Origin of the sequence: Klebsiella sp. KP20-425-1 (assembly GCF_025813515.1) — a bacterium.
GTDB lineage: Bacteria > Pseudomonadota > Gammaproteobacteria > Enterobacterales > Enterobacteriaceae > Klebsiella > Klebsiella pneumoniae.
This window is the reverse complement of record NZ_CP109614.1, coordinates 1,806,706-1,823,959: the sequence shown is the minus strand read 5'-3', so window position 1 is coordinate 1,823,959 and position 17,254 is coordinate 1,806,706. Positions and strand designations below refer to the sequence as shown.

Below are 17,254 nucleotides of genomic sequence, written 5' to 3'. Positions count from 1 at the left end.
GCGCACAGATCAACAATCGGTTGCGTATTTTTAAACACTGCATAAACCAAGGGGATCATCTTATTGTCAGATTTTTAAGAAACATGAATTATCGACGCACATGTCGCTATGAGAGGATAAAAAACAGATGGAGTGGTGGGTAAAAAAAGTACAGGACAACGCTTCGGCCAGCCTCTGCCGCGTCGTGCTTCAGAGCGGTGCGCTAGAGATGATCGCAGAGATTGAAGCCTGTCGCCTCCGCCTGCGGGAAGGGGATAAACTCACTCCGCTGGCCGATGCGCGCTATTGTCTGAATAATAATCCGATGCAAACTTTGAAGATCCGCAACGCCACTCATTATAGCAGCGAGCGTTGGACAAACGCCGGCAAATAACACGAGCCCGCTCCCTTTACTGGTTATGGTCTGAGTATCGTCGCATTTGACAGATAAATTCTCCTTCGCCCTTTTCCCGCTGTGACATACTATCGGGAATGTCAGCAGACCTGAAACAAGGAGCGAATCATGAATATCAAGGCCGCCAGTCTGACCCCGGAACAAGCGCTTGCCGAGCTGGAAGCGCGCTATGAAGCCTCGGTCACGGCGTTACGCAAAGCCATCGGCGACTATATCGACCATAATACGCTCCCCGATACCGAAGCCCGCGCGGAAGGTCTTTTTGTCTATCCGCAGCTGTCGGTCTCCTGGGACGGCGCCGATCATAAAGCCCTCAAAACGCGCGCCTGGGGACGTTTCACCCATGCCGGTTGCTATACCACCACCATTACGAATCCGAAACTGTTCCGCAACTATTTGCTGGAACAGCTGACCCTGCTGTATCAGGACTATGGCGCGCATATCAGCGTCGAGCTGTCGCAGCATGAGATCCCCTATCCTTACGTGATCGATGGTTCCACCCTGACACTCGACCGCTCGATGAGCGCCGGTCTGACGCGCTATTTCCCTACCACCGAGCTGTCACAAATTGGCGATGAGACCGCGGATGGCCTGTTCCATCCCACCGAGTTCTATCCGCTGTCGCACTTTGACGCCCGCCGCGTCGATTTTTCGCTGGCGCGTCTGCGTCACTACACCGGCACGCCGGCGGAACACTTCCAGCCCTACGTGCTGTTCACCAACTATACCCGCTACGTGGATGAGTTCGTCAGCTGGGGCTGCAGCCAGATCCTCGATCCCGACAGCCCCTATATCGCTCTCTCCTGCGCCGGCGGGATCTGGATCACCGCCGAGACCGAAGCGCCGGAACAGGCCATTTCCGATCTGGCGTGGAAGAAGCACCAGATGCCGGCCTGGCATCTGATCACCCACGACGGCAAAGGGATCACCCTGATTAACATTGGCGTCGGCCCGGCTAACGCCAAAACCATCTGCGATCATCTCGCGGTACTGCGGCCGGACGTCTGGTTAATGATCGGCCACTGCGGCGGCCTGCGCGAAAGCCAGGCCATCGGCGACTATGTGCTGGCCCACGCCTATCTGCGTGACGATCATGTACTGGATGCGGTGCTGCCGCCAGATATTCCGATCCCCAGCATTGCCGAAGTGCAGCGCGCCCTCTACGACGCCACCAAGCAGGTGAGCGGGATGCCCGGCGAAGAGGTTAAGCAGCGGCTGCGTACCGGGACGGTGGTCACCACCGACGACCGTAACTGGGAGCTGCGCTATTCCGCTTCGGCGCTGCGCTTTAATCTCAGCCGCGCGGTAGCTATCGATATGGAGAGCGCGACCATCGCCGCCCAGGGCTATCGCTTCCGCGTCCCCTACGGCACGCTGCTCTGCGTCTCGGACAAGCCGCTGCACGGTGAGATCAAGCTACCGGGCCAGGCTAACCGCTTTTACGAGGGCGCTATCTCCGAGCATCTGCAGATAGGCATCCGGGCGATTGACCTGCTGCGCGCCGAGGGAGATCACATGCACTCGCGTAAGCTGCGCACCTTCAACGAGCCGCCGTTCCGTTAATCGTCGATGACGTGGGAATCGTGAGATAAACGCTGACGTTACCCGCTGGGGAGCGTCAGCGTCCGGATAAGCGAAACAAACGACCCGGCGGTGTTTGTCCACGGAAGAAAGGTGGTAGACAGAAAAGCAAAAAGCCTGCTCGAAAGCAGGCTTCTTAAATTTGGCTCCTCTGACTGGACTCGAACCAGTGACATACGGATTAACAGTCCGCCGTTCTACCGACTGAACTACAGAGGAATCGTGTGAACGGGGCGCATATTATCGATGACGCCCGGCGCTGTCAAAGCCTGTTTTCAATAAAATGAATCGTTTGCCGAATTATTCTTCACTTTGCGCAAAAAATGGCGTTTAGCCTCGCAAACGGCTCAGCTTTCCTCCGATGAAGCCTTCACGCGCGGATATTTCCACAGCCAGCGGCCGCTCACCATGCGGAAATAAAACAGCACGCCGCGCACCGCCCAGTCGAGCACCATCCCTAACCAGACGCCAATCACCCCCATCCCCAACACGATGCCCAGGGTATAGCCCGCCACCACCCGGCAGCCCCACATGCCGAGCATCGACACCCACATGGTGTAGCGTACGTCACGGGCGCCTTTAAAAGCGCAGGGTAAAGTCCACGACAGCGACCAGATCGGCATAAACAGGGCGTTGAGCCACAGCAGCTGTTTAACCACTTCTTTTACATCTTCTTCATGGGTGTAGAACGAGGCGATAAAGCCGGCGAAGGGGGCGCTGCCCCAGGCGATCAGCGTCAGAATGATCGTCGACAGCCAAAATACGTGCCAGGCCTGGAATTCAGCCTGACCAATCTGCCCTTTTCCCAGCCGCTTGCCGGTAATGATCGTCGAGGCGGAGCCGAGGGCGTTGCCCGGCAGGTTAATTAGCGAAGCCACCGAAAAGGCGATGAAGTTGCCGGCGATAACGTTGGTGCCCATCCCGGCGACAAACATCTGGGTCAGCAGCTTGCCGCCATTGAACAGGACAGATTCGATACTGGCCGGGATGCCGATCCCCATCACCTCCCAGATAATGGCGAAGTTAAAGGGTTTGAAGTAACCCTTCAGCGACAGCCGCAGCGCCGGATTGAGGCCCACCATCAGCACCCAGATCGTGGCTATCGCGCCAATATAGCGGGCAATGGTCAGCCCAAGCCCGGCGCCGACAAACCCCAGCCCCGGCCAGGAGAAGATGCCGTAGATGAGCACGCTGCTGATTAAGATATTGAGGATATTCATCCCGCCGTTGATCAGCAGCGGGATTTTGGTGGTGCCGGCGCCGCGCAGCGCCCCGCTGCCGATCAGCGCAATCGCCGCCGCCGGGTAGCTCAGCGCCGTCAGTTCCAGATAGGTCAGCGCCAGGTCCTTGACCTGGGCGGTGGCATCGCCGGCGACAAAATCAATAATCTCCTGGCCAAAGGCATGGATCACCCCCGCCAGCAAAATGGAAAACAGGGTCATAATGGCCAGCGACTGGCGCGCGGCCGCCCTCGCCCGCCGCCGATCGCGCTTGCCGAGGCTAAAGGCCACCACCACCGTGGTACCCAGATCGATGGCGGCAAAGAAGGACATGATGACCATGTTAAAGCTATCGGCCAGCCCCACACCGGCCATGGCCTCTTTTCCCAGCCAGCTGACAAGGAAGGTGCTCAACACCCCCATCAGCAGCACACAGGCATTTTCCAGCAGAATGGGCACAGCGAGAGGGCTGATTTCGCGCCAGTACAGCACACGATAACGCTGACGTTTTTTAAACCAGGATGTCCGTTCGACGGCCTGGCGTACGGCGGAGGTGACGTTCAAGAGAGACCTTAGTGAGAAATGTTGAAACAACATTTCAAATGATGATTGAGAAATGGATATCCTGCAAAGTATTTTCCGTAATAATTGTCGGAAATGACAACAAATTGTCGATGTAAGCGGCAGTTGCACCTGAACAGGCGAATTGATGTTTGACAAAAGTTTTTTCGCCGCTAAGATACGACTCCACACGATTCCTCTGTAGTTCAGTCGGTAGAACGGCGGACTGTTAATCCGTATGTCACTGGTTCGAGTCCAGTCAGAGGAGCCAAATTTAAGAAGCCTGCTTTCGAGCAGGCTTTTTGCTTTTTTGCGTCGCTGACGTTAACTCAGCATCGCATCCAGCCTGGCAAGCACCTCGTTGACAACGACGTCAGGTATGCGTTCCAGACGCTTGCCTTTCCCTACCGCCTCCCTACGCCCCGCGTGTCCTCCGTGAACGCACCCCAGCTCAGCCTGAAAAAGCGCCTGCCAGTAGGATGAATTCACTACCGTTTGCGGGTGAGATAGCGTGGATTATCCACTCTGTCTAACGTTTTACCCGGAGGCATCATGAACCTCAGACAACAGCAACAGCAGGCGTTCGATCGCAGCGGAGAACCTCTTATCGTCGGCAACGTCAGCCACTGCCCGCTGCCGCCGGAGACCCTCGCCGCACTGGGCCCCGATTCCCCCTATGTGGTGCAGGTATACGGCTCAGGCCTGACCGGCGAGGTTTATCGTCTGCGCATCGCCGGCAAGGAGTACAATTTAAAGAAACGTCGCGCCGTCGCCGGCGTTGCCAACCTCAACGGCCAGCTGTCGTTTTTAAATGAGGTACAGCGTCGGCAGGCATTGCAACAGCTGAAGGATGACCCGGTCACCGCGCCGCGCTTCACCCACATCGTCCCAACGCTGTATGCCGATTATCGCCTCGGCATCCTGCTCTCCCCCTGGATCGACGGCGAGCCGATACACCAGTTAACCCCGCCGCTGATCGCCCAGCTATTTACTACTCTGGAAGCCTGCGAAGAACAGGGGCTGATGGAGTGGGATCTCTGTAGCGGGAATCTGCTGGTGGATCGGCAGGAGCAGCTGTGGCTGTTCGATTTTGGCTATATGTATCCCTTCGACCCGCTGAGAGAATTCAACAGCAATGGTCTGGCCGACCCGCTGTTCCACTTTGTCGAACGTTTTGAGACTCGCTTCTTTTTTAGCTGGCTGATGACCCGGATCCCTGACGCCGAACAGCAGCTGGCGCACTATCGCGATCTGAAGCGGCTGGCGGTCGAAAGCTACCGCCGGAAGCTGGTCTGGCTTCGCGCCCGGCGCGCTGACCCGCTGGTGCTGGCTCACTTTCAGCAGTTGACGGCGCGCTGGGAGTCGGCGCTGGCGGACCCTGCCGCGCTGAGCCGGCTGTTTGCCGTAGAGGCCTTTCGCTCACATGTGCTGGATATTGAAGACGACCTGCATGGTCAGTCCTGTACCTTACTCACCCTGCAACGCATTGACTGGGTGATAAACCAGCTGGAACAGCATTATCGCTTTATCGCCGACGAAGGCGGCCTGTTTTACGACAATGTTGGGAAATCGCAGCAGGCGCTGCTCAGCAGCTATGCGCAGAAGCGGCAGCAGGCGCAGCAGTACCTGCTGAAGGCCACCGCCGCGAAGGATTAACGGCGCTCGCGTCCCTGCTTCTGCTTCGCCTGGTACATCAGGCGGTCAGCGGTGGCCACCAGCGCGTTGAGACTGGGATGGCTGGCGGGATCGTATTCGACGCAGCCCCAGGAGAACGCCAGCTGCCAGGGATTGGCCGCCTGCTGGTTGAAACGCGCCACGTTGTGGCTGAGCGTCTCCATCGCCGTCGCGGCATCGTGGCGGCTGGTATTGGCGAACAGAATGATAAATTCGTCCCCACCCTGCCTCGCGAGGATATCGGACTCGCGGAAGGCCGCTTTCATCAAGTCGGCGATGGCGATCAGCGCGCGATCGCCCTCTTCATGCCCCCAGGTATCATTGATGTGCTTGAAGCGATCGAGGTCGACAAACGCCAGGCTCACCGGCTCATGGCGGCGCTGGGCCGTCAGCAGGGCATACTCTGCCAGGGTGAGGAACCCCCGGCGATTAAACAGTCCCGTCAGCTCATCCGAGGTTGCCGCATCCAGCACCTTGAACTCATCCTCCACGATCGCCGCCAGATCGCTTAAGATCTGCATTTCATGGGCGGAAAACGATCGCGGCTGGTGATCCATCAGGCAGAACGACCCGACGGTCGCGCCATCCGGCAGTTGCACCGGATACCCGGCGTAAAAGCGGATAAACGGCGCCTCAATGACCAGCGGGTTATCGTGAAAGCGCTCGTCCTGCTGCATGTCGTTGACGATAAGCGGGTCGGTTTGCAGAATGGTATGGGCGCAAAATGAAATATCTCTCGGCACCGTGTCCACATCGAGACCGGCACAGGACTTGATATGCAGGAGATCTTCCCCCACCAGACTGATGGACGCCACCGGCAGGTTATACAGCGAACGGGCAAGCCTGGTCAGGCGATCGAAGCGTTCTTCTTTTCCGCTATTCAACAGCCCGGAAGAGCGTAGCGATTGCAGGCGACGCTGCTCGTCGGGATGAAGTCCGGCTAATTTCATTGTCTCTCACTTGTCTCTTGCGCAGAATTCCGCCGGGTTTCCGCAGAGAAACCCGGCGTTTTATCCTGCGAGGGGAAAATAGTCGTCAGGTACCCCATGAGTTAAGCAGATTTCCTCTGCACGTCAACCGGCGCGCCCCAGGCGACTGGCGCCCAGGGCGCTGGCGGAATGCCATTAACGGCACTCTGCCCGGCAAATAGGGCAGATCAGGCGCGGATAAACGCCAGCAGATCGGCGTTGATAGTATCGGCGTGGGAGGTATGCATCCCGTGCGGGAAGCCAGGATAAATTTTCAGCTGGCTGTTCGGCAGCAGCTTGTCCTGCAGGATGGCCGCATTTTTATAGGGCACCACCTGGTCGTCATCTCCCTGCATCACCAGCACCGGCAAAGTGATCGACTTAAGGTCTTCCGTCTGGTCGGTCTCTGAAAACGCCTTAATGCCTTCATAATGGGCTTTAGCGCTGCCGATCATCCCCTGTCGCCACCAGTTCTGGATCGTCCCCTGGGATATCTCTGCTCCATCACGATTGAAGCCATAGAACGGGCCAGAGGCGACGTCGAGATAGAACTGGGCGCGGTTCGCCGCCAGCGCTTTGCGGAAACCGTCAAACACCTCGATCGGCGTCCCGCCCGGATTCTGCTCGGTTTTCACCATTAGCGGCGGGACGGCGCTAATTAACACCGCCTTCGCCACCCGCCCCTGCGGCTGGCCGTAGCGGGCGACGTAGCGGGCGACCTGGCCGCCGCCAGTGGAGTGCCCGACGTGGACCGCATTGTGCAGATCCAGATGTTCCACCACCGCCGAAACGTCCGCCGCGTAATGGTCCATATCGTGCCCCTCGCTAACCTGATCGGAGCGGCCATGACCCCGACGATCGATAGCGATGACCCGGAACCCTTCGGCAAGGAAAAATAACATCTGGTTATCCCAGTCGTCAGCGCTTAACGGCCAGCCGTGATGAAAGACAATCGGCTGAGCTTCCTTTGGTCCCCAGTCTTTAAAGTAAATGTTGACGCCGTCTTGGGTGGTGACAAATGCCATATTACAGACTCCTCTTTCAGGATAACCAGCCTGCAGGCCCGTGCCTGGGCTGAACGCCGACGGCGGCCGGCAGGAGTGCCGACCGCACAGGAATGTGATGCCTGTAACAGTGTAGAAGATATTTAACGCCGGGCGGGACAACTTACCCTGTCTCGCTTGATTCGCCGATCCTGGACCAGACCGCGTCTGGTATCAGGCCGCACTCTCCTGCTGGCGGATCCGCACCATCAGCGCGCCGAGCAGCGCCCAGTCAAGCAGCACGGCGAAGGCAAAGCAGACGCCATGGCGTCCTCCTCCCGCAGTATGCCAGGTCAGCAGCGTCGCCGCGATGGCGATAGCTACGCTCAGCACCGTGGCGCCGCTGACCCGCATCCCCGGCAGCGCCGTCCTACCCGCCGCAATGCGCCAGGCGACAGCCGCTCCCGCCCCACCGCACGCCACGCCCGGCAGCAGTGCCGGCCAGTCCTGCCCGCCATACCAGGCCACCAGCGCCAGCAGCCAGCCGGCCGCTGACAGCAGAAAGGCCCAGCGCGTCGCCGCCAGGGGTGAGCGATAAAGCCAGGATTGTCCGCGAGTGAATCCCCACCCGACGCCAAAGGCCGCAATCAGCGCCGTCAGCAGACTCAGCGTGCCGGTCACCCCGATAACCGGGGGCATGATTAACAGCAAGGCCCCGGCGGCGATGACCACGCTAAGGGCGATAGCGCGGCCGCGGGGGTCGATCGTTGCCGCGGCTTCCGCGGCGGTGTAGCGGCTTACAACGTGCATAGTTGACTCCTGACAGGCGAAGCTGCATGAATTTAATTCATGTCATTGTCTTTACATGCCCGTAGCCTATCGCCACAATATCGCTTTACACAAACGCATAGTTTTCAGCCATAGATGAGAAAAACTCAGCCATGAGACCGCCCCGTCTGCCGCCGCTGGGGGCGCTACGCGCTTTTCATGCCGTCGCCCGCCACCGCAGTTTTAAACAGGCCGCCGAGGCGCTCGACGTCAGCGCGACGGCGGTCAGCCATCAGATTAAACTGCTGGAGTCGGTGCTGGAGTGCCGGGTCTGCGAACGCAGCGCGCAGGGCGTCAGTCTGACCGCTGATGGCGAGATCCTTTACGCCGCCACCCAACGCGCCTTTAGCGCCCTGGAACAGGCCGTCGTCCAGATCGCTCATGCCCGTCAGCCGCCATCCTTAACCGTCACCACCACCTCCAATTTTCTCACCCACTGGCTGGTGCCGCGGCTGGCGGATTTCACCGCCCGCTTTCCGGCTATCGACCTGCGGCTACACACCAGCGTCGAACGAGTGGATCTGCATCTGGGCACGGTAGACGCCGCGATTCGCTATCGTGAAACGCCGGAGCCGGACCTGTACTGCACGCTGCTGTATGAGGATCGCTTTATCGTGGTCGCCAGCCCGACTCTGGGCCTCAGCCGGCCTGAAGATCTGCAGCGGGTGACGCTGTTTCACGTTGCCAACCGGCGCGTGCCAGCTGATTCGCCTAGCTGGGAGAACTGGCGTCGGCGCTATGGACCGCCGACGCTGAATATTGATGCGGGGTTAACCTTTAGCGATGAGACCCATGCCCTGCAGGCGGCGGTGGCCGGTCAGGGAGTGGTGATCGCCAGCGAACTGCTGGCGCGGGATCTGCTGCAGCGCGGCGTATTGTCCGCGCCGTTCAGCAACGCATTGCCTGGCGCCCGCTACTACCTGGTCACTACCGAAGCGGTAGCGCAGCGGGCGGATATTATCGCTCTGCGGGAGTGGCTGCTCAGCCAGATGGCGTCGGGCGACGGCGGCCATCCGACTGCGGGATAGCGGGCTTACCAGCCGCAGACGTTGGTCTCTTCATCGGACTCGTAGCCGCGAACGATATTGATCAGATCCTTCACCGCATCAGCCGCGGTGAGTGGGTCGCGCAGCGCCGCCAGCGAGGAAAAGGTTTTATCAACCGAGACGCCGTTATTATTATTGGTGACCGTCAACAGAAACTCCCCCTCTTCCCTGTCGTCCGGCAACTTGCTCAGCAGGTCATTAACGGCCTCCACCGCCTGCTGTGGAATATACAACACCATTGGTTTAAGAAATATTTTTTCCTGCTTCTGGTGAAGTCGGCCATTCTCTAGCGCTAAGGTATAACCTTTATTTTCACTGGTCATCTCTTGTTATCCCTCGATGAGAATTTTTGGATCAACATAAAAGTCGACATTAAAAACCGTGTCCTCTGAGAGGGCCTCAATACAGTGCCACTTCTCCGGCGGAAAGACGCCAAACTGGCCGGCTTCAATAGTCAGGGTTTCAACGGGCTCGGGGCTGGTTTCATCGGCATAGCCGAGATAGCGGATCGCCCCCTGCATCACCGAGAGACGAGGGTAGACGCCCTGCCGGGTGCCGGCATCCAGATGGCGGCGCCAGATAGAGGCCGGGGCGGTCTCTTTGGTCCACAGCGGCGTGCTGCGGGTGTGAACGTAATGGGTGGGAATAATGATTCGCTGCATAATTGTGCCTCACTTTACCGTCTCAAACGCGACGTTCAGAAATAGCCTATATGATGCATATCATATACCCCTTTTAAACGTTAAGGATATTATTTTGTTGTGGAATTTTACGCCTACTCCTTTTTATACCTCGCAGGGATTAGCGCTAAGAGAAAATAAAAAAGGCGATTTCAGGATCCTGAAATCGCCCGGGAGAATAAAAATAAACGCGTTAAAAATTTGTTAGCGCAGCGGACTCGGTTTGCCGATTAAATATCCCTGAACCAGGTCACAGCCCAGCGCCTGCAGCGAAGCCAACTGCTCTTCGGTCTCTACACCTTCCGCCACAATGCGCATATGCAGGCTCTTTCCCATGCTGATAATCAGGCGGACGATATCCAGATCGTCTTTTTGCTCCGGAATATTGATGACAAACGAGCGGTCGATTTTAATTTTATCGAACGGGAAATAGCTTAAACGGGACAGGGAAGAATAGCCGGTACCAAAGTCATCGATGGAGATCTGAATGCCCTGCTCGCGCAGCTGGCTGAGAATTTCCAGCGAACGGGTGTTCTCATTGAATACGTCCGACTCGGTGATCTCCAGATCAAGACGTCGCGGATCGAGGCCGGTCTGATGCAGCACCTCGATAATGGTGTCGGTCAGCGATGTATTCATCAACTGAATTGGTGAAACGTTGACCGAGACCTTCAGCGGCGTCGCCCAGCTGGCCGCTTCGGCACAGGCGGTTTTCAGCACCCATTCGCCAAGGGCATTAATAAGACCGATTTTCTCTGCCACCGGAATAAACACCGTCGGCGGCACGGCGCCGCGCACCGGATGGAACCAGCGAACCAGCGCTTCATAGCCGTAGATTTCGCGCGTGACGGTATCGGCGATCGGCTGATAGTAAACTTTGAATTCGTCATGGGCCAGGGCCTGCAGCAGATCGTCTTCAAACGATTTGTTCTCCTGCAGGCGCTGCAGCATCCCCGGCCGGAAGATTTGCACATGGCCGCTACCCTCTTTTTTCGCCTCATACAGCGCGAGGTCGGCGCACTTGTACAGGTAATCGGTACGACTTTCACCGTCCGAGATCACGATCCCAATGCAGGCGTCGATATTAATCTGCGCATCGTAGATCTGATAGGGCTGGCTGATCTTCTCCCGGATAACATTGGCCCGCTCAAGGGCCATCTCTTCAGTGAGATCGTAGGAGAGCATTGCAAACTCATCACCGCCAAGGCGATACAGCGTCTCGGAGGTTTTGCGGAAAAAAGAGAGGCGACTGGCCAGATCCTGCAGCAGCTTATCGCCAGCATCATGGCCAAGGGTATCGTTCACATCCTTAAAGCTGTCGAGGTCGAAAAGCATCACCACGGCGCATCCCTTATAGGGACGCACCTGGTTGACGATCTCCTGCAGCCGCTGCCAGAAAGAGAGACGGTTGGGCATACCGGTCAGCGAATCATGGTAGGCATCGTACTGCAGCCGGCGGTTCTGCACCTGCAGCTTCTCTTTCGAGGCCTGCAGATCGTTGGCCAGCGTTTTCATACGAACATGGGCGCGACGCAGATTATTATTCTGTCGGAGCATCAGCAGACCGAGAGTTATACACATGGCGATAAGCAGAATGGAGATCACCGAGTAGATATAATAGAGATGCTGGATTTTATCATGGGTGATATTAACGATATTGATATCTTGCGTCAGGGTGGCAGCGGCCATTGAGGTCAGTGGACCATCCAGCTCGCTTAACACCGGTAGGATCTGTCTGACCTGCTCCGGCGTCATGGTATCAACTTGTTTATCGAGCAGATGAAGATTACGAATCAGCGTCGCAACCACCGTCTTCCGCTGCTCGCTTTTATTGATAAATTTACCCAGATCGCCCTCCTGCAGAAGCTCGATCTGGCTCATCATGATCTCAAGACGCAGGCGCACCTCATCGTGGTCCGCCCCTTCGGCCCCAATCGCCATTCCCGCCAGACGAGACTCCAGCCGCATATATTCCGACACCATTTGCGACATTGACCACGAGTCCGTATAGCGGGTAAATTTTTGCAACTCACTTTGTCGCTCATGCACCAGATAAGTAATATATCCGGTGACAACAAATAACGACAAAATAATAGCCGTGAGTATTCGATTCAAGATCCAACCCTTATTCTATAATCATCTTTGAAACTTGCCAGGCCGATCGGGAATAATAGATCTGGTTCTGTAATTCAGCACTGCTGTCGTAAGGGTAGACAATAAATAACGGGCCTTTATCACGAATGCGCATATATTGACCGTTCATTTTTAACGCCATAATGACCGGGAATTTATAAAAATCATCAATCGGGATAATGGTGGTGTAGTCGTTCAGCGCCAGCACGCGGGCCGATGTGCCTTTCGCGCCGACTAAATCCATGAGTTTACTAAGGGGAATACCGTCAAAACGAACCTTGCCGGTGTACCAGGGGGTGGTGGTTTCTATCGTCTTCATCCCCAGTTTTTCCAGCATTGCGAGATCAAAAACGGCCTTGTCGCCGACATTCATATTTCCGATTTTTCCGGAAATGGTCAGTACAGGTTTTCCTGTCGGCGCAGGCAGTTTTTCAGCATAAGCAGAAGGCAACATGACAGAACAAAATAAAACTGCAAGAAGTAGACGCATTTTACTCACCATTCCAGAGAGGGAGACACGTTAAGTGTAAACCATTTACGTCGATTCTTAAAAGGTGTCCATCTTTGTTATCCGTTGATTTAATTAAAAGTATAAGCTGGATGGCAAATTGCCAGAATGTTAAGTCCAGGGTGTGATTTCGACCGTCTTTCCCATCGATTCTTTTTTGCGCCATCTCCCCCGCTTAGCAGGCAAACTACTTTCCTCCACGGCCGCTGCGCGGTAGTCTCAGAGCAGACGCAACGGTAAAAGCGTCTCATTCCAATAACAATGAAGTACGTGACTGACAGGACAGGGTATGGATTCAACAATAAGCGTGCAGCCCGGCGAGGCGCCAGATTCACTACATCGGGCCCGGCGGGCGGCCTGGGGTAGTTTTGCCGGCGCGGTGGTCGACTGGTACGATTTTCTTCTCTATGGCATTACCGCCGCGCTGGTGTTCAACCGCGAATTTTTCCCGCAAATCGGCCCGGCGATGGGAACGCTTGCCGCCTTTGCCACCTTTGGCGTTGGGTTTCTTTTTCGCCCGCTCGGCGGAATTATTTTTGGCCACTTCGGCGATCGCCTCGGGCGGAAACGGATGCTGATGATGACCGTCTGGATGATGGGTATCGCCACTGCCTGCATCGGCCTGCTCCCCTCGTTCAACCAGATCGGCTGGTGGGCGCCGGTGCTGCTGGTGTTCCTGCGTGCGGTTCAGGGATTCGCCGTCGGCGGCGAATGGGGCGGCGCGGCGCTGCTCTCGGTGGAGAATGCCCCGCAGGGGAAAAAAGCCTTTTACAGCAGCGGGGTGCAGGTGGGTTACGGCGTCGGCCTCCTGCTCTCTACCGGTCTGGTATCGCTGATTAGCAGCCTGACCAGCGACCAGCAGTTCCTCAGCTGGGGCTGGCGCTTACCGTTCCTGTTCAGCGTGGTGCTGGTCCTTATTGCGCTGTGGATCCGTAACGGCATGGCGGAATCGCAGGAGTTTGAAGCGCAGCAGAGCCAGGACAACGCGCCGCAGAAGAAAAAGCGGCTACCGGTAGTGGAAGCGCTGCTTCGCCATCCGGGAGCGTTTTTACTGATTATCGCCCTGCGTCTGTGTGAGCTGCTGACGATGTATATCGTCACCGCCTTCGCCCTCAACTACTCCACGCAAAACCTCGGCCTGCCGCGCGAGCTGTTTCTCAACATTGGCCTGCTGGTGGGCGGTCTTAGCTGCCTGACTATCCCCTGCTTCGCCTGGCTGGCAGACCGCTTTGGCCGTCGGCGGATCTATATCACCGGGGCGCTGATCGGCACTTTGAGCGGTTTCCCGTTCTTTATGGCGCTGGAGAGTCAGTCCGTTTTCTGGATCCTGTTCTTCGCCCTGATGCTGGCCAATATCGCCCATGATATGGTGGTCTGCGTCCAGCAGCCGATGTTTACCGAGCTGTTCGGCGCCAGCTATCGCTATAGCGGCGCCGGCGTCGGCTACCAGGTGGCGAGCGTGGTCGGCGGCGGCTTTACCCCGTTTATTGCCGCGGCGCTGGTCACCTTCTCCGGCGGATCGTGGCACAGCGTGGCCCTCTATCTGACCGCAGGATGCCTGCTGTCAGCGCTCACCGCGCTGATGATGAAAAAGCACCCCGTCGACTGACCCACCAGCGGAGGGCGTAACCCGCGCCCTCCGGTAAGGAGAATGCATGTCTCAGTTAACCCTGGCCGACTGCTGGCCTCGCCGTTTTTCCCCCTCCTCGCTGGCGCTGCAGTTTTGCGAGGATCCCACCCAGGCCGAACAGCCGCTGTTTGCTAAAGCCAGCGCCGGCGAGGCCGTCGCCCAGCTCTGGCAGGCGCCGCAGGGATTGGTGGTGCCGGGGAGCTATCGTCAGTTTACGGATCTGCCGGCGGTCAGCGCGCATTTTGCCGCGCGCGGCTGGCCGGTATGGCTTCGCCGCTCCGGCGGCGGTCTGGTGCCCCAGGGGCCGGGCATTATCAACCTTAGCCTCGCCTGGCCGGTGCAGCAGCCGCTCGGCGAAGCCGCCGAACCGATCTATCATTCGCTGTGCGCTGTGCTGCAGCGCACCCTCGCGCGCTTCGGCGTTGCCAGCCACCCCCGGGCGGTGAGCGGTTCCTTTTGCGATGGACGGTATAATCTTGCCTGCGGAGAAGGCGCGGAGGCGCGCAAGATTGTCGGTACCGCCCAGTACTGGCGGCCGCTGGCGGCGGGCGGCGGCCACGTGGTGCTGGCCCATGCGGTGATCCTTATTGACGCCGATCTGAGCGCGGCGCATCAGGCGGCGAACGCCTTCGAAGCGCAGCTCGGCAGCGAGCGGGTCTATTGCGCTGACAAGACCGTTACTCTCGCGCAACTGCTTCCCGGCGAGCGCCATCTGCTGCCCCGCTTTAGCGAGGCGCTGGCGCAGGAGCTGGACGCGGCTCGCTGAAGGTCGCTTTCAGATAGCGGCTGAAGGTTTCCACCGCGCGTGACACGCGCGGGGTATAGGGCCGGATGACGTACAGCCGGTCGGCAAACACCTCCACCGGCTGCCACGCCGGCAGCAGCTCCTGCACCAGCCCGCGGCCAATGGCCTCCCGGGCGCTGAAATCCGGCAACAGCGCCACCCCAAGCCCCGCCAGCACCGCATCACGTAGCGACTCGCTGTTATTGGTGGCGAATGGCCCCTGCACGTTGATGGTCACCCGAGCATCGGGCGACTGACGGGAGGCGAACGTCCACTGCGGGCGCTGTGGACCACGGGGATAGGTCAGGCACTGGTGGTGGCGCAGATCTTCGGGGGTCTCCGGGCGGCCATGGCGGCGAATATAATCGGCGGACGCGACGGTAAGCGTCGCGGTGTGACACAGCGGCCAGGCGACGTGGGTATCGGGGAGCGCCTCGCGCCGACAGTGGCGGATGGCGAGATCGAACCCTTCGCTGGCCAGAGAGACCAGCCGGTCGGTGACCTCAAGCTGCAGATGCAGCTGGGGATGCTGATGCAAAAACGGCGCGATTGCCGGGACCAGCTGCTGGCGGGAAAAGGCCACCGGCGCGGTCAGGCGCAGCGTTCCCCGCAGCGGCCCGCCCTCATCGCAGGCGCCGGTGAAAATATCCCGCAGCAGACCAAACGGCTCGTTGAGCTCCGCCACCAGCCGCAGTCCGTCGTCGCTGAGGCTCACGCTGCGGGTGGTGCGATGGACGAGGGTTTTACCGGTCACCCGCTCCAGCTCGCTGATTTTCTGGCTGATAGCCGACTTGCTGATCCCCAGCTTTTCCGCGGCCCGGGTATAGCTTTTTTGTTCTTCCAGCACCGTCAGCCAGTACAGATGGAGCCAGTAACTCTCCGGACGACTCTCGCTCATGTGATTGTTCACCAGTAAAAACAATGTATTCAACTATAGCGGTTTTTGCCGGCGGCGGCATCGGCTAGCATCTTGTTGAGCCCATCATTATTCCCTAACGATAAGGAGCACCTGCATGCCATTACTGACATTTGACCTGATTGAAGGCCGTACGGAACAGGAGGTCAAAACCCTGCTGGATGCCGCCCATCGCGCCGTGCTGCGCGCCTTCGAGGTACCAGAACGCGACCGTTACCAGATTGTTCATGAAAACAAAGCCCATCATATGGTGATTGAAGATACCGGCCTCGGACTGACCCGCACGCGGGATCTGGTGGTGGTGCGGGTCTATACCAGCCCGCGCAGCGAGGCGCAGAAGCAGCGCTTCTTCGCCATTTTGCAGGAGGAGCTGGCGGAACACTGCGGCCTGAGCGGCGATGATCTGATGGTGTCGATTATCAGTAACCAGAAAGGCGACTGGAGCTTTGGCCGCGGGGTCGCGCAGTATCTTACCGGCGATCTGTAACCCGCAGCCCGCAGTACCCCCTTAGCGGCGGGCTGCCGTCGCGATACGCTGCCGCGCCTGCTGCTCGATATTCTCCAGCAACTCCTGGACATCGTCTTCATCAATGTCGAGGAACTGGCCTTCCAGCAGCGCGGCGTGAATATCTTCCCGGGTGACCGAAATACCCAGCGGCACCGCCCTGGATTTGACCTCCTCCGCCGCCAGCGGATGCGGATAACGGCGGCCAACCAGGTTATTAAACACAATAGCCAGCAGCGCCAGCATCAGCGAGTTGAGGAGCACCGGGGTCAGCACAAAGTGATAGCCTTCGCTGTGCACCCCGGCGCCGCCGAGGATCGCCGTCAGGGCCACCGCGCCGCCGGGGGGATGCAGACAGCGCAGAAAATACATCCCGGCGATGGCCAGAGCCGCCGCCAGACCGCAGGCCAGCGCCGCATCGGGGACCAGCATACCCACCGTGACGCCGATCAGCGCCGACAGCACGTTGCCGCCGACAATCGACCACGGCTGCGCCAGCGGGCTGCTCGGTACGCCAAACAGGAGTACCGCCGAGGCCCCCATCGGGGCAATAAACCACAGATTGACTTCGCCGAGCAGCCAGTGGCTGAACATGCTGGTCACCGCCAGTCCGGTGCCGGCGCCAATGGATCCCAGCACGATATGCCGGCGGGCCACCGGCAGCGCGTGCGGCTTCAGGCGGCCAAGGAAAATCCGCAGCCGTGAAAATATCCCCGCAGGAATAACACTCAACATCGCTTCATCGCTCAAATCATAGGAATTACTTATATTTTATTTTCTTTTTTTAACCTTAAATTAACAACCCTGTCTTTCGCAGGGGATAGCGCGCGCGGCGATGTCCGA

The 17,254-nt window shown here is 58.2% G+C and carries 19 protein-coding genes, 2 tRNA genes and 1 pseudogene; 9 read left to right on the top strand and 13 right to left on the bottom strand.

Annotation, left to right across the window (positions count from 1 at the left end; genetic code table 11):
• Positions 1–127 precede the first annotated feature (127 nt).
• On the top strand, positions 128–373 hold the full coding sequence (gene pmrD, locus OHJ17_RS08830) for a signal transduction protein PmrD (protein WP_023284006.1): 246 nt from the start codon (positions 128–130) through the stop codon (positions 371–373).
• Positions 374–502: 129 nt separating this feature from the next.
• The gene (locus OHJ17_RS08825; RefSeq protein ID WP_004148975.1) at positions 503–1,957 is read left to right on the top strand and encodes an AMP nucleosidase; all 1,455 of its coding nucleotides are present in this window, start codon (positions 503–505) and stop codon (positions 1,955–1,957) included.
• 161 nt (positions 1,958–2,118) lie between these two features.
• Here the strand turns inward: OHJ17_RS08825 and OHJ17_RS08820 are convergent.
• The 3 genes from OHJ17_RS08820 to OHJ17_RS26440 all read right to left on the bottom strand — a co-directional run bounded on the left by OHJ17_RS08820 (position 2,119) and on the right by OHJ17_RS26440 (position 3,946).
• Positions 2,119–2,194: transfer RNA gene (locus tag OHJ17_RS08820), tRNA-Asn, on the bottom strand.
• Between the two features lie 128 nt (positions 2,195–2,322).
• Positions 2,323–3,759: an EmmdR/YeeO family multidrug/toxin efflux MATE transporter gene (locus tag OHJ17_RS08815; protein ID WP_004151469.1), complete on the bottom strand. Its 1,437-nt coding sequence runs from the start codon at positions 3,757–3,759 to the stop codon at positions 2,323–2,325.
• A 34-nt stretch (positions 3,760–3,793) separates the two neighbouring features.
• Positions 3,794–3,946 (bottom strand): DUF5951 family protein, encoded by a 153-nt coding sequence (locus tag OHJ17_RS26440; protein ID WP_004217523.1) that lies wholly within the window; start codon positions 3,944–3,946, stop codon positions 3,794–3,796.
• A gap of 5 nt (positions 3,947–3,951) precedes the next feature.
• On the opposite strand from OHJ17_RS26440, the gene OHJ17_RS08810 reads away from it, so the two are divergent.
• Positions 3,952–4,027: transfer RNA gene (locus tag OHJ17_RS08810), tRNA-Asn, on the top strand.
• Between the two features lie 53 nt (positions 4,028–4,080).
• Here the strand turns inward: OHJ17_RS08810 and OHJ17_RS08805 are convergent.
• Positions 4,081–4,167, bottom strand: a pseudogene (locus tag OHJ17_RS08805) (type II toxin-antitoxin system PemK/MazF family toxin); the annotation flags it as partial.
• A 141-nt stretch (positions 4,168–4,308) separates the two neighbouring features.
• Between OHJ17_RS08805 and OHJ17_RS08800 the strand changes: the two are divergent.
• Positions 4,309–5,412, top strand: coding sequence for an AarF/UbiB family protein (locus OHJ17_RS08800; protein ID WP_023317042.1), 1,104 nt, complete (start codon positions 4,309–4,311; stop codon positions 5,410–5,412).
• On the opposite strand, the gene OHJ17_RS08795 is transcribed toward OHJ17_RS08800, so the two are convergent.
• From OHJ17_RS08795 to OHJ17_RS08785, 3 genes are all read right to left on the bottom strand, one after another.
• The gene (locus OHJ17_RS08795; protein ID WP_002911798.1) at positions 5,409–6,380 is read right to left on the bottom strand and encodes a sensor domain-containing diguanylate cyclase; all 972 of its coding nucleotides are present in this window, start codon (positions 6,378–6,380) and stop codon (positions 5,409–5,411) included. The two genes, OHJ17_RS08800 and OHJ17_RS08795, sit on opposite strands and share 4 nt — an antisense overlap.
• 206 nt (positions 6,381–6,586) lie before the next feature.
• The gene (locus tag OHJ17_RS08790) at positions 6,587–7,423 is read right to left on the bottom strand and encodes an alpha/beta fold hydrolase (protein ID WP_004180471.1); all 837 of its coding nucleotides are present in this window, start codon (positions 7,421–7,423) and stop codon (positions 6,587–6,589) included.
• Positions 7,424–7,615: 192 nt separating this feature from the next.
• Positions 7,616–8,191: a hypothetical protein gene (locus OHJ17_RS08785; protein ID WP_004175291.1), complete on the bottom strand. Its 576-nt coding sequence runs from the start codon at positions 8,189–8,191 to the stop codon at positions 7,616–7,618.
• A gap of 131 nt (positions 8,192–8,322) precedes the next feature.
• On the opposite strand from OHJ17_RS08785, the gene OHJ17_RS08780 reads away from it, so the two are divergent.
• Positions 8,323–9,237: a LysR substrate-binding domain-containing protein gene (locus OHJ17_RS08780; RefSeq protein ID WP_004899327.1), complete on the top strand. Its 915-nt coding sequence runs from the start codon at positions 8,323–8,325 to the stop codon at positions 9,235–9,237.
• 5 nt (positions 9,238–9,242) lie between these two features.
• Here the strand turns inward: OHJ17_RS08780 and OHJ17_RS08775 are convergent, their stop codons facing one another.
• A complete protein-coding gene (locus OHJ17_RS08775; RefSeq protein WP_002911862.1) occupies positions 9,243–9,578 on the bottom strand; it encodes a DUF1869 domain-containing protein in 336 nt (111 codons plus the stop codon).
• Positions 9,579–9,584: 6 nt separating this feature from the next.
• Positions 9,585–9,917: a TehB family protein gene (locus OHJ17_RS08770; RefSeq protein ID WP_002911866.1), complete on the bottom strand. Its 333-nt coding sequence runs from the start codon at positions 9,915–9,917 to the stop codon at positions 9,585–9,587.
• Between the two features lie 97 nt (positions 9,918–10,014).
• Here OHJ17_RS08770 and OHJ17_RS08765 point away from each other — a divergent pair, with 97 nt between their 5' ends.
• Positions 10,015–10,143, top strand: a complete 129-nt coding sequence (locus OHJ17_RS08765; RefSeq protein ID WP_004144110.1) for a hypothetical protein — start codon at positions 10,015–10,017, stop codon at positions 10,141–10,143.
• Here the strand turns inward: OHJ17_RS08765 and OHJ17_RS08760 are convergent.
• Positions 10,140–12,050 (bottom strand): putative bifunctional diguanylate cyclase/phosphodiesterase, encoded by a 1,911-nt coding sequence (locus tag OHJ17_RS08760; protein ID WP_004196289.1) that lies wholly within the window; start codon positions 12,048–12,050, stop codon positions 10,140–10,142. The two genes, OHJ17_RS08765 and OHJ17_RS08760, sit on opposite strands and share 4 nt — an antisense overlap.
• Positions 12,051–12,060: 10 nt before the next feature.
• On the bottom strand, positions 12,061–12,558 hold the full coding sequence (locus tag OHJ17_RS08755) for a putative pterin-binding protein (RefSeq protein WP_004198821.1): 498 nt from the start codon (positions 12,556–12,558) through the stop codon (positions 12,061–12,063).
• 307 nt (positions 12,559–12,865) lie between these two features.
• Between OHJ17_RS08755 and shiA the strand changes: the two genes are divergently transcribed.
• Both shiA and OHJ17_RS08745 read left to right on the top strand, forming a co-directional pair.
• Complete coding sequence (gene shiA, locus OHJ17_RS08750; protein ID WP_020317069.1) at positions 12,866–14,185, top strand: shikimate transporter; 1,320 nt, start codon at positions 12,866–12,868, stop codon at positions 14,183–14,185.
• A gap of 46 nt (positions 14,186–14,231) precedes the next feature.
• Entirely contained in the window at positions 14,232–14,972 is a 741-nt protein-coding gene (locus OHJ17_RS08745; protein WP_020804127.1) for a lipoate--protein ligase family protein, read from the top strand.
• Here OHJ17_RS08745 and OHJ17_RS08740 read toward each other — a convergent pair.
• Entirely contained in the window at positions 14,932–15,888 is a 957-nt protein-coding gene (locus tag OHJ17_RS08740) for a LysR family transcriptional regulator (protein WP_023317043.1), read from the bottom strand. The genes OHJ17_RS08745 and OHJ17_RS08740 overlap by 41 nt on opposite strands.
• Before the next feature lie 115 nt (positions 15,889–16,003).
• Here OHJ17_RS08740 and OHJ17_RS08735 point away from each other — a divergent pair, with 115 nt between their 5' ends.
• Positions 16,004–16,393 (top strand): tautomerase family protein, encoded by a 390-nt coding sequence (locus OHJ17_RS08735; protein WP_004175282.1) that lies wholly within the window; start codon positions 16,004–16,006, stop codon positions 16,391–16,393.
• Positions 16,394–16,414: 21 nt separating this feature from the next.
• Here OHJ17_RS08735 and OHJ17_RS08730 read toward each other — a convergent pair whose 3' ends face one another.
• Positions 16,415–17,146, bottom strand: coding sequence for an HPP family protein (locus OHJ17_RS08730; protein WP_002911879.1), 732 nt, complete (start codon positions 17,144–17,146; stop codon positions 16,415–16,417).
• Positions 17,147–17,254: the final 108 nt, after the last annotated feature.

Excerpts from the sequence above, each read along its gene's own strand:
- pmrD (WP_023284006.1), top strand. The coding sequence starts at position 128 with ATGGAGTGGTGGGTAAAAAAAGTACAGGACAACGCTTCGGCCAGCCTC.
- OHJ17_RS08825 (WP_004148975.1), top strand. The coding sequence starts at position 503 with ATGAATATCAAGGCCGCCAGTCTGACCCCGGAACAAGCGCTTGCCGAG.
- OHJ17_RS08800 (WP_023317042.1), top strand. The coding sequence starts at position 4,309 with ATGAACCTCAGACAACAGCAACAGCAGGCGTTCGATCGCAGCGGAGAA.
- OHJ17_RS08795 (WP_002911798.1), bottom strand. The coding sequence starts at position 6,380 with ATGAAATTAGCCGGACTTCATCCCGACGAGCAGCGTCGCCTGCAATCG.
- OHJ17_RS08790 (WP_004180471.1), bottom strand. The coding sequence starts at position 7,423 with ATGGCATTTGTCACCACCCAAGACGGCGTCAACATTTACTTTAAAGAC.
- OHJ17_RS08785 (WP_004175291.1), bottom strand. The coding sequence starts at position 8,191 with ATGCACGTTGTAAGCCGCTACACCGCCGCGGAAGCCGCGGCAACGATC.
- OHJ17_RS08780 (WP_004899327.1), top strand. The coding sequence starts at position 8,323 with ATGAGACCGCCCCGTCTGCCGCCGCTGGGGGCGCTACGCGCTTTTCAT.
- OHJ17_RS08775 (WP_002911862.1), bottom strand. The coding sequence starts at position 9,578 with ATGACCAGTGAAAATAAAGGTTATACCTTAGCGCTAGAGAATGGCCGA.
- OHJ17_RS08770 (WP_002911866.1), bottom strand. The coding sequence starts at position 9,917 with ATGCAGCGAATCATTATTCCCACCCATTACGTTCACACCCGCAGCACG.
- OHJ17_RS08755 (WP_004198821.1), bottom strand. The coding sequence starts at position 12,558 with ATGCGTCTACTTCTTGCAGTTTTATTTTGTTCTGTCATGTTGCCTTCT.
- shiA (WP_020317069.1), top strand. The coding sequence starts at position 12,866 with ATGGATTCAACAATAAGCGTGCAGCCCGGCGAGGCGCCAGATTCACTA.
- OHJ17_RS08745 (WP_020804127.1), top strand. The coding sequence starts at position 14,232 with ATGTCTCAGTTAACCCTGGCCGACTGCTGGCCTCGCCGTTTTTCCCCC.
- OHJ17_RS08740 (WP_023317043.1), bottom strand. The coding sequence starts at position 15,888 with ATGAGCGAGAGTCGTCCGGAGAGTTACTGGCTCCATCTGTACTGGCTG.
- OHJ17_RS08735 (WP_004175282.1), top strand. The coding sequence starts at position 16,004 with ATGCCATTACTGACATTTGACCTGATTGAAGGCCGTACGGAACAGGAG.
- OHJ17_RS08730 (WP_002911879.1), bottom strand. The coding sequence starts at position 17,146 with ATGTTGAGTGTTATTCCTGCGGGGATATTTTCACGGCTGCGGATTTTC.